The organism is Microcoleus sp. A006_D1, assembly GCF_036702805.1.
Lineage (GTDB): Bacteria > Cyanobacteriota > Cyanobacteriia > Cyanobacteriales > Microcoleaceae > Microcoleus.
In genome coordinates, this window is record NZ_JAUBVZ010000011.1 from 184,421 (window position 1) to 197,188 (window position 12,768).

Below are 12,768 nucleotides of genomic sequence, written 5' to 3' on the forward strand. Positions count from 1 at the left end.
CAATCCGGCTTTCCCTGAATAATCCTTTCCTTTATTTTCTAGAAGACTGGGCGGTTTCAACCGCCGTCTTGTCTAGATGTCTTCCAACAAACCAGGAGGAGGCACAATTTCAATTCTGCCTTGTTCCAAGTCAACAATTGGCACAATCTCTTGCACAAAAGGAATCAATATTTTAGTTGACTTAGGCTCTTTAACGCGAATTTTCCGTGGTTTGCGGGTATTTCTGGGGTCAGCGTTTGCTGTGGGAGTTTTAGGCCGTTTTGGCTTTTCTAGTCCTGGGGCGACAGGTTCCGGCGCTGTTAAATCTGTTTCTACTTCTAAAAGGTCGTTACCTGCGGGAATAATATCACTTACCTTACCCAAGATTTCCCCGGTTAACTGGTTAAAAACTTCCAAACCGATCAAATCTTGCACGTAAAACTCATCAGATTCGAGGTAAGGTCGAGATCCCTTTTCGATCAACAACTTACAGCCCCGCAGCGCTTCAGCACCATCGCGGTCTTCCACACCCTCCACCTCTACAGCATACAGCCCTTTGCCCGGAATGTAGCGACCGCCCAAAAGCTCGATCGGTTCCGGTTCAGTTTTTTTAGGGCGCAAAAGCCACCGCTTCCCCGGTTCAATAAACCTTTCCGGGAAATCCGAATCGGGATAGACTCGCACTTCCCCGTCCAAACCTTGAGCTGCCACAATTGTACCGATTTCTATCCACTCAGACATAGATTCTCTCACTCAAATTGCTAGTAATTGATAATTGGGAATTGGGAATTGGTAATTGGTAACTCTCCCCCTCTCCCCGTCTCCCCCTCTCCCCGTCTCCCCCTCTCCCCCTCTTCCTTCTATCCGTTAAATCCGTTAAATCCGTTATCAAATCCGTTGCCGAACTTCTTTACACCAACCCCGTCCTCAGCGCCACAACTGCTGCTTGCACGCGGTCATCCACTGCCAACTTATTCATAATACCGCGAACGTGAGTTTTAATAGTATTTGGGCTCAAATAAAGCGCCGCTGCAATTTCAGGATTACTGTTACCTTCCACCATTAATCTTAACACTTCCAATTCCCGCTGGGACAACTGACCAAAAGTAGTTGTAGAAGCAGGTATCGGGGGTTTGAGATGCTCGATGACAGTCCGAGCAATTTGAGGGTCAAGATATGTAGCACCCTCAGCAGCCGCTGCAATCGCCGCTAACAGCCTGTCCACCGAAGCACCTTTAATACAATAAGCATCAGCACCGCTAGAAAGGGCAGCAATAATTTCAGTTTCTGCCGTGTGAGAAGTTAACATTACCACTCGAACTTCCGGCAGTTGTGCTTTAATTTGCTGCGTAGCTGCTATGCCATCCAGCCGCGGCAAACCGATATCCATCACAATAATATCAGGTTTTAGTTTCAGTGCCGCTGCTACACCTAAATAACCGTCTTCTGCTTGTCCTACTATTTCTATTTCTGGGGAATCGGCTAAAACTTGCTCTAATCCCAGTTGCATCATCGGATCATCTTCAACAATTAGAATTCTCATAATACGAAGTTCGGCAACGGATTTTATAACGGATTTAACGGATATCGGTAAGAGGTAAGAGGGAAGAAGGAAGATTAATTACCCATTACCTATTACCCATTACCCATGACCAATGACCAATGACCAATGACTAATGACCAATGACCAATAACTAATGACTAACTTTTAAAACTTCAACAAATTCGCCTGGCCAAACCCAGGTTTCCGCTGGTGGCAAAACTGCTAAACCAGTCGTATTGGCGAGGTTAATTAAGTTGGCTGAATTTTGGCTGCCGCTAGCAGGTTCAAATTCCCAGACTCCGGCAACTAAATGCAGTTTACCCCAAACATAAGTTTCGCGCTTGCCGTGCGATCGCAATTCAGCATCACACCGAGCTTTTACAAACTCCGGGCCCCAAGCATCCGCGCCAACTCCAGACATCTTTCTCAAAGCAGGCACAACAAACCGCCAACAGCAGACTAAAGCTGAAACCGGATTTCCTGGCAAACCAAAATAGAGACAATCCGAACTTGAAATCGGCGAATCAGAAGTTGTTTCACCTCGTTTAAACGCAGCAACCGTTAAAGGTTTCCCCGGTTTAATTGCCACAGACTGAATGTGAATCTTACCTCCCAAATCCGCCAAAATTTTCTCAATATAATCGTAATCTCCTACCGAAACGCCGCCCGTAGAAAGCACCACATCCGCTGTCGAAACAGCCTGAGCGATTGCCTTAGTTAGCGCACATTCATTATCAGGAATTATCCCCAAGCGAATTGGTTCAAATCCCATTTGCGCCAACAAAACAGTCAAAGCATACTGATTCGAGTCTACCAGTTTCCCCGGTGCCAAAGGTTGGTCGGGCGATACCAATTCGTCACCAGTAGAAAAAATTGCCACCCGCAGCCGTCGATAAACAGGAACTTGAATGCACTGTGCAGTTGCTAACACCGCCATTTCTGGGGCGTTGATAACTGTACCGGGAGTTAGCAAAGTTGTTCCTGCTTGATAAAAAGCACCTTTATGCCTGACAAATGCTTGCGGCTTTTCCGGAGCAACTAAGATAAAAATACGATCGCCCTCACGCCTCGTTTCTTCCTGCATTACCACCGTATCAGCACCCGCCGGCATCACAGCACCCGTAAAAATCCGCGCCGCTTCGCCCGATTGCACCGTATTTCGGGGCTGATATCCCGCTGGAATCTCCTCAACTACTTCGAGTACCGCTGGTTGTTCGGCGCTGCAATTTTCCACATCAGCAAACCGCACGGCATACCCATCCATTGCCGAATTATCCCAATAAGGAAAATCGAGAGAACCAGTGACTGGTGCAGCCAAAATGCGCCCCGATGCTGCCAGCAAGTCTACAGTTTCTACATCCCGCTGACTGTCGAGGGGTTGCGCCAAATTTAGAACGATCGATTCTGCTTTTTTTACTGACAGCATCAGTGTCACCCAGTTTTACAAGACTCTTCTTAGTTTAGCAAATTAGTAGCTATAGTGGAAAAGTATTTTTTTATTCGTCTGCGGTAAACCTTCCTTTTGTTGTCCCTCGCTTATGAGTATTTCTCGTTCGGTTTTTGGACTCAATTGTTTATCTCTCTTGCTGGTGGGATTCCTGGTTGTCTTGACTCAAATGTCAGGCTTACAAGTCAGCGACTTATTCTTTAACCCTTTTTTCTCCCCCAATCCCAATGTCGCCTTGTTAACTCGCACATTTCAAATATTATGTTCTGTACCGGTCATTGTTTGTACTTTTAGCTATGGATTGGCTAAAACTCTTGGGCTGCCAGCTTCAGAAAATCGATTTATTCTCTTCTCTGCTTTGTTAACAGGTGGATTCCTGCTCAATGAAATTTACCGAATTCATATATATATCGTAGCCGTGGGAATTCCCAAGTTAGGAGTTTGTTTGCTGTACGCTATTTTTTTGGCTTCCTACGGATGGTTTCTTAGGCGAGAACTACAGTCTACCCCTTACAAAATATTGTTAGCTGGATTGGGATTGTTGTTTTTTGCGATCGGCATCGACGCGCTGCATTTAAAAGGTAAAATATTAGCTAGTATGTTAGAAGGAGTTCCTAAGTTGTTGAGTGAAATCAATATTGCATTTTATTATTGGTATGTCTGCAAATCTTTCCTCGAAAAAGCTTTTCACGACAAAAAGAACACGTTTTAATAACTTTGTGATATAATGCTAGCACAAGGATCTCCCAAAATCTTCCCGCTTCAAAAATAGCATTTCCACTTTACGATTTATACAACCTGCATCGATCGGCATTCCTCTGCGATTAAAATACTCAAAATGCAGCCTCTAAAATACCATGATAGCAGTTACCATCAACTTTAATGCGATCGCCCAAATCACCGACGACCAATTTTATCAACTGTGTCGCGCCAACCCCGATGTCAAATTTGAACGCAACGCCAAAGGAGAAATAACCGTCATGTCACCCACAGGAGGAGAAACTGGATATTATAATTTTGAAATATCTACTGATTTTGGAATTTGGAACAGACAAACCAAACTGGGAGTTTGTTTCGATTCTTCAACTTGTTTCAAACTACCCAACGGTGCCAATCGTTCCCCCGATGTTTCTTGGATTAAACAAGCAAGATGGGATGCGCTTACTCCCGAACAAAAACAAAAATTTCCTCCCATCGCCCCAGATTTTGTCTTAGAGTTAATGTCGCCGACTGACAGTCTCAAAGATACTCAAGACAAAATGCAAGAATACATGAATAATCAAGTAAAATTAGGCTGGTTAATCAACCGCAAAATGCGCAGAGTTGAAATCTATCGCCAAGGACAAGAAATAGAAATTCTGGAATGTCCGACAGAACTTTCAGGAGAAGACATTTTGCCCGGTTTCGTGCTAAACTTGCAAGCAGTCTGGGCGTAACTACACATCCTGCATCTATCAGCGTTTATTTGCGTTGATCTGCGGTTAAAATAAATCTCATGGAAACGAATACAGAAGCATCTGCAACAACGGGCTTAACTGCCGAACAGCACAAACAGAAAATGCAGCGCCGACAAGAAGTACAGGCGCAGCGAATTGCCAATGCTGCTCAAGACAAAGGTTTGATAATTGTCAATACGGGTAACGGAAAAGGCAAAACTACGGCCGCGTTGGGCATGGTTGTGCGATCGCTCGGTCACGGATACCGCGTCGCCATAGTACAATTTATCAAAGGAGCCTGGGAACCCGCAGAAAAAGCCGTTTTTGAACTCTGGGAAAAACAGCTAGAATTCCATGCAATGGGTGAAGGTTTTACCTGGGACACGCAAGACCGCGATCGAGATATCGAAACAGCTCAAAAAGCTTGGGAGAAAGCTGTAACTTTTATCTGCAATCCTGAATTTAAATTAGTGCTGTTAGATGAAGTTAATATAGCATTAAAACTGGGTTATTTGCAAGTCGAGCAAGTCCTCTCCGGCTTAGAACAAAAACCCGCAGAAACTCACGTTATTCTCACGGGCAGAGGCGCGCCACCAGAACTAATTGAACGCGCAGATTTGGTGACAGAAATGACATTAGTTAAGCATCCATTCCGAGAACAAGGGATTAAAGCTCAAGCGGGTATTGAGTATTGATTTTGTTCGCAGTGAGGACGAAGAGTCCTCGTTAGCTGAAAGCTGATTTGGAGAGGACTGAAGTCCTCACTACGAACCGTGTTTTGGAGAGGACTGAAGTCCTCACTACGAACCGTGTTTTGGAGAGGACTGAAGTCCTCATTACCAGAAAGAATTGGTTTAAAGCCGGAACCCCTAAAGGCGAGAAATTAAAAGAAAACTATTCATTACTCTAATCCTCGGACTTCTAGGTCAAGTGCTGTCAACTGTCAACTGTCAACTGTCAACTGACTACGAACCGATCGCTCCGATCGCAACTGACATGATATTATAGGTATGTGGGCAACACCAGAGTAAAAGTTGACCCTTTACCAAACTCGCTATTCACAGTGATTTCTCCCCCCAGCATCTGAGAGTATTTCTGCGCTATTGCCAAACCCAAACCCGTACCTCCGTACTTGCGCGTAGTAGAAGCATCAGCTTGCGTAAAAGGTTGAAATAACTTTTGTAGCTGTTGGGGAGTCATCCCAATCCCCGTATCAGTACACTTAAAGATTAACTTTTCAACATCCCAACTATTCTCGTCATTTTTAATTCTTTCCACCCTGAGTGTAATTGTGCCTTTCTGAGTAAACTTAGCTGCATTGCTGAGCAAGTTAAACAAAATTTGAGTCAACTTAATTTGATCGGAATGCAATTCGCCAATATTATTAGGACACTCGACATTCAGGCGATTGGTGTTTCTCAAAAATAGCGGTTCAACAGTTCTCGCTACATTTTGAACAGCCTCCGACAAATCAAAAATTTCTAATTCAAGTTCCGCGTGACCGGCTTCAATCTTCGACAAATCTAGAATATCATCAATTAATGCTAGTAAATGGTGGCCTGCATTGTGAATTCTCTCCAAATCCGACACAAAATCTGCTTCCCCAAAATCTAAAGCCTCTTCTTGCAGAATCTCGCTGTAACCGATAATCGCATTCAGAGGAGTTCGCAGTTCGTGGCTCATGTTAGCTAAAAACTGACTTTTAGCTAAACTAGCTGCTTCTGCGGCTTCCTTTGCTTTGTACAGTTCGGCCTCGGCTTGCAAGCGGTCGGTTACGTCGTGAGCCATGACTAATTCAGCATTTCTACTATCAAATATCAGGGCATAAGAAGTAATTTCTACATCAATAATTGTGCCATTTTTTTTCTGGTGCTGCCACACACTGGCAAAATCAATACCGACATCTACTTGGGATATATTTTCTAGCAATCTCGGCACCTCTTGGGGAGGACGAATATCCGCAACGCTCATGTTGAGAAATTCGTCGCGAGTGTAGCCGTAGTGCTGGATTGCAGCGTGATTGACGGCTATAAATTCCAGAGTTTCTAAGTCGTAAACCCACATCGGATGGGGGTTATTTTTAAACAAAAGTCTGTAGCGTTCTTCTGATTCTCGCAGTTCGGCTTCGGCTTGCTTGCGCTCGGTAATGTCGCGGACAACAGTGCAAATAATCTCGCGGCCGCCGTAGGAAATCACGCTGGCGCTTACTTCCACATCTACGCAGGAACCGTCTCGGCGGCGGTAGAGAATTTCGCCAATTCTGAATTGTTTGTCCGCCAGCAGGAATTCGATATTGTTGTCAATTAGGTCTTTGGAATAGGCGACGATATCGTAAACAGTCAGTTGCGAAATCGCGTCAATGCTGTAATCGAGCAAGTTTCTAAAGGCTGTATTGGCTTCTAAAAGGCGTTTGGTTTGAGCGTCCCACAGGAAAATGCAGTCTGTAGTTTGCTCGACTACGGCTCGGTAGCGGGCTTTTTCTTCTAGTTGTTCGCTGTCGGCTTGCGCGATCGCCGACAGCATTCCGTTGATAGTATGGGCAAGGTCGGACAACTCGTCTTCCCCCGTCACCGGCAGCCGCAGCGAGAGGTCTTGGCTGCTGCTGACGCGGTTCACTGATGAAGCCAAACTGCTCAACCGAGACAGTACCAGATGCTCTATCAGCAGCAGAGTGCAGCCGATAAACCCAATTCCGGCTAACCCTACAGACACCAGCAGGTAGAGCAAACTGGTTTGACCTTGGCGGTAGATTTCTCTGGGCATATCCACCCGTAGAAGTAACGCCGGTCGATCGTAAATATCGCGGATCAGAGCATAACCCGCCATCAAATCTTCGCTGACAGGACGCACGAAAATCGTTTTTTTTCCCGAAAGTTTGTGCCGCGCTTTCAGAAAATCGGCGGGTAAATGAGGCTCATTAATGCTGTGGACAATCAGCGGCAAACGAGTAATTTTAGACAGCTTCGCAATGCCCGCTGCATCTAAATTGCGCCCGAATATCACCGTGCCTCGGATCGGGCCGGTGCTTTTTGTAGTGACAATTGGCCGGGAAGTAATCAGTATCGGCCCTGACGGCAGCAGCAGGATACCAGCGAGGCTGCTTTCGATGTTGGGGTGCTGCAACAGCGGGTCACTGAGAGAAATGTGCTGTTTTAATGCCTCTGGAACAGGCGTTAGTTTTAGCTTTTTACTGTCTAAACTCGTACCGTAAACAATTTTGCCCGAAGTATTGACAAATACGGCTAGATTAACTCTTAAATTATTCAGTCCTTCTGGAACTAAATTGGAGGCGATAAATTCTGAGTTGCGGTTTTGAATGAAAGCGTAGGTGTCATCCCATGACGACCAGTCCGCAAAGCGCGAGTTGAAATCGTCTGCGGTTTGCCCGAACACGCTGAGCACTCCCTTGACAACTTGTGTGGCTTCTTGTTCCTCGGCTTTGACAAGGCTGCCTAAGAGGATGCTTGAGGAGGCGGCATACAGAATGCCAGTCAGTCCTGCGATGGTAATCCCAACTATCGATAGTGTTTTCCGACGCAGTTTCATCTTGCCGTGTGTGTGGTGTCCGTCCGAAATTCTCAACTCAGGAGCAATTTTACCGCTGTTTCCTGAACTCTGACTGCTGGCGTTGCGCCAGTCTTCTGCTATTTTCCCCACACTTGCTCTTTGTGAGCTGCTTTGCAAATACCTAAGATGCGCCGGTCGTTGTCGCTGACGGCGGAAATTGGATAATACTGTTGCAGGTTTACGGAGTAAGGAGAGCGACTGCCGTCGTAACTGTCCACGACTGTTAAATTTAATTGATTTCGCTCGCTTGTGCCGTAAAAACAGTAAAAAGCAGACCGAGGTAGGTAAAAAGCACCGATTACCTTACTTTGCCGCATTTCAAATACAAAATATTCTTTTTTAATTTCATCTGGTTTGCTGGACTGGCCGTAGAGGTAAACGCCCTCTGCTAAACCTGTGCTAGCGGTATCTAGCGCAGGATTTGGGGGGGATTGCGAGCTAAAAACGTCGGATTTGATGTCCGAGTCCTGTGCTCGGCGTGCGACGAATGCGATGCTGAAGTTACCAGGCGAGAGGGCAAGCGCGATCGCGAGTGCTTCTAAACTCCTTGTCAATATCAAATAAGTTAAAATCACTCCTGACCCCAAAATTTAAAATAGCTGCCTTGAAGCGCCTTTTGTACCAGTTTCAAAAATATTGAAGAAACTGGCAATCTAATTGAACGCTGACGATTAACTTGAATTCGCGATCGCCAACCCGGTTCCTCAACTTAACTCTCAGATTAGTTTAGACAAATTTTGCGATCGCGCGATCGACTTTCAAATAAAAATATCCTTGCCAACAGCGCCAACACCAAAAAAGAGTTGAGACTTGGGGGTTCTCAACTCTTTTAGTAGCTAACTAGCCAAGTATTCTCGGACTTGAGATTGGCGGCGCCGCAGGTGGGCGAGGGCTTGATGTTCTAGCTGCCGCACCCGTTCCCGGCTGAGATTGAGCCGTTCTCCGACTTTCGCCAGCGACATTTCGGTGCCGTCTTCCAAACCGAAGCGCAGAACGATCACGTCTCGCTGCTGGGGGGTAAGTTCCGATATCAAAGTATCGAGGTCTTGCCGCAGCAATTCCGAAGTAATGTAGTTGTCTGGAGATGCTGTTTCGTCTTCTAAGAGTTCTTGCAGTTCTGTATCTTGGTTGTCTCCTACGCGCAAGTCCAAAGAAACTGGATGTCTTGCCATCAGCAGGTATTCCCGAATTTGGGAAGGTTGCAGTTCTAGGGCGGTGGCAATTTCCGCAGGCGAGGGAGATCTGCCCAATTGCTGGGTGAGTTCCCGCTGCACTTTTTTGATTTTATTGAGTTTTTCGGTGATGTGAATTGGCAATCGAATGGTGCGGGCGTGTTGGGCGATCGCGCGAGTGATTGCTTGCCGAATCCACCAGTACGCATAGGTAGAAAATTTGTATCCGCGCATCGGGTCAAATTTTTCTACTCCTCGTTCTAAACCGAGGGTTCCTTCTTGAATTAAATCCAAGAATTCCATGTTACGTTTTTGGTATTTTTTGGCGATCGCCACTACTAGCCGCAAATTGGCTTCTATCATCTTTTGCTTGGCGCGCCGCCCTACCTGCAATATCCGGTTCAGTTCGGCTTCTGCCAACTCCATTTCGGCAGCCCACTCTTCGTTCGTCAGATCCCGCTGCCATTCTTTAGCAAGTGCTTGTTTTGCTTCGATTAATTTCATCATTTGCTGTACCTGCTTCCCGAAAACAATCTCTTCTTCTCGGGTTAGCAAGGGTACTCGACCGATCTCGTGCAGATAGGTACGAACCGTATCCGTTGAGGAGTATGGCCGGCTGCCCATGCGATCGGCTTTCACTGTTTTGGTTTTGGGGGTGGTGGTGGACATGGGTGAGTATTGCACTCCTTGTAACAACAGATAAAAAGTTGGTGATACCCTGTCCCACTTTTACAAGTGGGATAAAGACTGCGACAGGGGGGATGTTACCCCTCCTGTTTCTCGGTGACGATCGGTAGAAGCTTTTTGTTTGGGATTACTTTTGTGCTTGATTTTCTAGTAATCCCCCTCGATTTTCCGTAAATCGCTAGCTTTAACGGCTAGTTCAAGGCGAAGTGAAGCAAGAGTTTACTTTTCTCAATACTATTCCAAATTTTGAGGATCGTAAAGGGTAAAAACCTCTGTCTTAAGGTCAAGATTCTACATTTTCCCTTAAGGTTTTAAATTCCCTGCTAGTTTTAACTGGAACTCAACTTCACAATACCCATGCAAACAGACTCATCCAGACATACTCATGCAATTCGAGGGCTGATTTTGGCTCTCTGTTCTATCATCGCTTGAATTTTTCTCGCTGCCTAGATGCTGCGATGCGAGATAACCGAACTCGATCGCCGTATTCGCTGCAACTTACGGTTTAAAATATTTATTGACATTTTTTGTAAAATATGCTATGCAAATTTTGCTAGGAGTAAGTAAGGCTATATAAGAGCGGGCTGTTCGGCTATTTGAGTTGAATTGTGCCGCGAGGCAGAACAATATTTAACCTTATCCAAATTTTGTGAAAGTAGGGATGAGGGGCGACGGGGTGTGAGGGCAAAAGCCATTGCCTAAAGCCGGAGGAATATTTTTTTTGAATGTCGATCGCACTTTCAGAGACTTACGCACGGGTAGCAAGAAACCGGGTTTTTTCTCCCAAATAATTCGTTGCAGCCCGCCAAAACAGTAAAAAACCCGGTTTCTTTCTTACATGACTGAAAAATCGGCTTTTATGGCTTCTTTCCTCTTCCTTCTTCCTTCCTTCTTTCTGCAATTCGTTACATCCGTTACATCCGTTACAAAATCCGCTGCCGAACTTTCTTCGCGATCGCAGTTGTCAATCTAAAATCCCAAATCCATTTTAGCAGATTCTGCCTCAGCGAATACTTGTTCGTCGGGCATTTCTTGCCAGTCAATATCCCCGATTTCCCTGTAGAATTGCTCGTCGTAGGGACGAGTCTGTACAACTACCGGCATGGGTACAGCGTGCCCCAAAACCAATGCTTGCTGTTTCGAGTCTAACTTAGCCAAAACCGATCGCAAACTTTGGCCTCCAGAAACGCCCGTAAAGATAGCATCAATGTCCTTATCGTCGTTTAGCAAAGCCGTAATCCGCGTGCCGACTTGCGACATCACCTCGCCGTCGATACCGGAGGGGCGCTGGTCTACAATTAGCAGAGTTACGAAGTATTTTCGCATTTCGCGGGCAATTGTGCCGAAAATAGTCGATCGCACGATCGCCGGATCGAGAAAGCGGTGAGCTTCCTCAATGGTAATCACCAACGGTTGCGGGCGATCGCACGGATTTTTACTCTGCAAAAACTTCTCAGCTTTCCGCACGTAAGATGCGTGAATGCGGCGAGTAATCACATTTGCAGCTAACATATACGACAGCAAATCCGAGTGCGAACCGAACTCAATTACTACATTTTTTCCACTATCCAAACACTGCAAAACTTCTGTTACATAATTTTTTGGACAGCGTTTGCGAATGTATTTTAAATCATTCAAGCGCTCTAATTTGCGCTGCAAAGCCATAATCGAAGATTTATTTCCCCGCTTTTCTTCACAAAACATTTGAATATCTTCGTTGGTCATTTCCAGCAACTTATTAATCCAACCCTTACCCAACTCGTTGCGTAAAATAATCGCGTTTTCGATACTAGCTTCCGACAAATTCAACTCCCGCTGCACCAGCGAGATATCCTCCACTTCAATTTCCTCGAAACTCAAAAACAACTCTTGAGCGTCGCGAACTCCCCGGCGTTTTGTAGATTCAGGATCGAGAGTATAAATCTGAATTTTATCGGGAAACAACTGCCGCAAACCTTTAACAGTGCTAAATTGTTTTCCTTCCGAAACCGCTTCCCAGCCGTACTCAGAGTGCATATCAAAAATTAGATTGACAGCAGCTTGCTTGCGAATAATTCCCGACAGCAGCAAGCGCGTCAGAAAAGATTTTCCGGTTCCAGACTTGCCAAAAACTCCGTTGCTGCGTTCCACAAATCGGTCTAAGTCCAAGCACACAGCCACGTCCATGTCAATCGGTTTGCCGATCGCAAAATTGCGCCTGTACGGGTCATCTTCCCAGCCAAAAACCGCCCTAAAATCGGTTTCTTTGGCATCAAACACCTGCGAAAAGTGGCTGGGAATAGTTTTGACCGGCAGCAGTTCCATATCGGCGCCACTTTGCGCCTCAAAAGAACCCAAATTCCCTAAGGCCAGCTTTTTATCGGGGACTCCGTTACCTTTGGGATCGAAGATTGCTTGAGATTTTTCTTTTTCCGCAGTCAGCATCAACATCGGCGAAAGCTCGATCGTACCGTAGGTGCTGCTACCGGCGAGGACTGCGAGGAGAAAATCGTCGTTGGGATTGGGAGGGTTGGATAAAATGCGAGCGCTGGATGTTCCGAGAGACACGTCGGTGAGCATACAGAAAAAGTGCGATCGTACCCCCCGCACTACTAGAAATTTCCCCACCCTCATATCTTCCACCGAAACGTCGGCGTGCAGTCGCACTTCTAATCCCTTGCTGAGGGAACCTTGAATAACAGAGCCTAACGGTTTGTCAGTTGTCATTTGTCAGTTGTCAGTGGTTAGTGGTTAGTGGTTAGTGGTTAATGGTTAGTGGTTAATGGTTAGTGGTTAATGGTTAGTGGTTAATGGTTAGTGGTTAATGGTTAGTGGTTAATGGTTAGTGGTTAATGGTTAGTGGTTAATGGTTAGTGGTTAATGGTTAGTGGTTAATGGTTAGTGGTTAATGGTTAGTGGTTAATGGTTAGTGGTTAATGGTTAGTGGTTAATGGTTAG

At 45.7% G+C, this 12,768-nt stretch carries 10 protein-coding genes; 3 read left to right on the forward strand and 7 right to left on the reverse strand.

From position 1 onward, the window contains the following. Positions 1-72: 72 nt before the first annotated feature. The 3 genes from rimM to QUB68_RS20320 all read right to left on the reverse strand — a co-directional run bounded on the left by rimM (position 73) and on the right by QUB68_RS20320 (position 2,948). Positions 73-720, reverse strand: a complete 648-nt coding sequence (gene rimM / locus QUB68_RS20310) for a ribosome maturation factor RimM (protein ID WP_332995820.1) — start codon at positions 718-720, stop codon at positions 73-75. Positions 721-889: 169 nt separating this feature from the next. After that, positions 890-1,522, reverse strand: a complete 633-nt coding sequence (locus QUB68_RS20315) for a response regulator transcription factor (RefSeq protein WP_332995821.1) — start codon at positions 1,520-1,522, stop codon at positions 890-892. A gap of 151 nt (positions 1,523-1,673) precedes the next feature. Beyond that, positions 1,674-2,948 carry a molybdopterin molybdotransferase MoeA gene (locus QUB68_RS20320; protein ID WP_332995822.1) on the reverse strand — a complete coding sequence of 425 codons (1,275 nt, stop codon included), beginning with the start codon at positions 2,946-2,948 and terminating at the stop codon, positions 1,674-1,676. Between the two features lie 190 nt (positions 2,949-3,138). Here QUB68_RS20320 and QUB68_RS20325 point away from each other — a divergent pair, with 190 nt between their 5' ends. From QUB68_RS20325 to cobO, 3 genes are all read left to right on the forward strand, one after another. After that, the gene (locus QUB68_RS20325) at positions 3,139-3,681 is read left to right on the forward strand and encodes a hypothetical protein (protein WP_332995823.1); all 543 of its coding nucleotides are present in this window, start codon (positions 3,139-3,141) and stop codon (positions 3,679-3,681) included. Positions 3,682-3,826: 145 nt separating this feature from the next. After that, positions 3,827-4,405, forward strand: a complete 579-nt coding sequence (locus tag QUB68_RS20330; RefSeq protein WP_332995825.1) for a Uma2 family endonuclease — start codon at positions 3,827-3,829, stop codon at positions 4,403-4,405. A 59-nt stretch (positions 4,406-4,464) separates the two neighbouring features. Next, positions 4,465-5,100, forward strand: coding sequence for a cob(I)yrinic acid a,c-diamide adenosyltransferase (gene cobO, locus QUB68_RS20335; protein ID WP_332995827.1), 636 nt, complete (start codon positions 4,465-4,467; stop codon positions 5,098-5,100). 307 nt (positions 5,101-5,407) lie between these two features. Here cobO and QUB68_RS20340 read toward each other — a convergent pair whose 3' ends face one another. The 4 genes from QUB68_RS20340 to QUB68_RS20355 all read right to left on the reverse strand — a co-directional run bounded on the left by QUB68_RS20340 (position 5,408) and on the right by QUB68_RS20355 (position 12,537). Then, positions 5,408-8,062, reverse strand: coding sequence for a CHASE4 domain-containing protein (locus QUB68_RS20340; RefSeq protein ID WP_332995828.1), 2,655 nt, complete (start codon positions 8,060-8,062; stop codon positions 5,408-5,410). Next, positions 8,050-8,526, reverse strand: coding sequence for a hypothetical protein (locus tag QUB68_RS20345; RefSeq protein WP_332995830.1), 477 nt, complete (start codon positions 8,524-8,526; stop codon positions 8,050-8,052). The genes QUB68_RS20340 and QUB68_RS20345 overlap by 13 nt, the downstream gene beginning before the upstream one ends. 282 nt (positions 8,527-8,808) lie before the next feature. Then, positions 8,809-9,813, reverse strand: coding sequence for an RNA polymerase sigma factor, RpoD/SigA family (locus QUB68_RS20350; protein ID WP_332995832.1), 1,005 nt, complete (start codon positions 9,811-9,813; stop codon positions 8,809-8,811). 987 nt (positions 9,814-10,800) lie between these two features. Beyond that, positions 10,801-12,537 (reverse strand): ATP-binding protein, encoded by a 1,737-nt coding sequence (locus QUB68_RS20355; RefSeq protein WP_332995834.1) that lies wholly within the window; start codon positions 12,535-12,537, stop codon positions 10,801-10,803. Positions 12,538-12,768: the final 231 nt, after the last annotated feature.

Bases quoted from the DNA above. Each gene is read 5' to 3' on its own strand.
- rimM (WP_332995820.1), bottom strand. From the start codon at position 720: ATGTCTGAGTGGATAGAAATCGGTACAATTGTGGCAGCTCAAGGTTTG.
- QUB68_RS20315 (WP_332995821.1), bottom strand. From the start codon at position 1,522: ATGAGAATTCTAATTGTTGAAGATGATCCGATGATGCAACTGGGATTA.
- QUB68_RS20320 (WP_332995822.1), bottom strand. From the start codon at position 2,948: ATGCTGTCAGTAAAAAAAGCAGAATCGATCGTTCTAAATTTGGCGCAA.
- QUB68_RS20325 (WP_332995823.1), top strand. From the start codon at position 3,139: ATGTCAGGCTTACAAGTCAGCGACTTATTCTTTAACCCTTTTTTCTCC.
- QUB68_RS20330 (WP_332995825.1), top strand. From the start codon at position 3,827: ATGATAGCAGTTACCATCAACTTTAATGCGATCGCCCAAATCACCGAC.
- cobO (WP_332995827.1), top strand. From the start codon at position 4,465: ATGGAAACGAATACAGAAGCATCTGCAACAACGGGCTTAACTGCCGAA.
- QUB68_RS20350 (WP_332995832.1), bottom strand. From the start codon at position 9,813: ATGTCCACCACCACCCCCAAAACCAAAACAGTGAAAGCCGATCGCATG.
- QUB68_RS20355 (WP_332995834.1), bottom strand. From the start codon at position 12,537: ATGACAACTGACAAACCGTTAGGCTCTGTTATTCAAGGTTCCCTCAGC.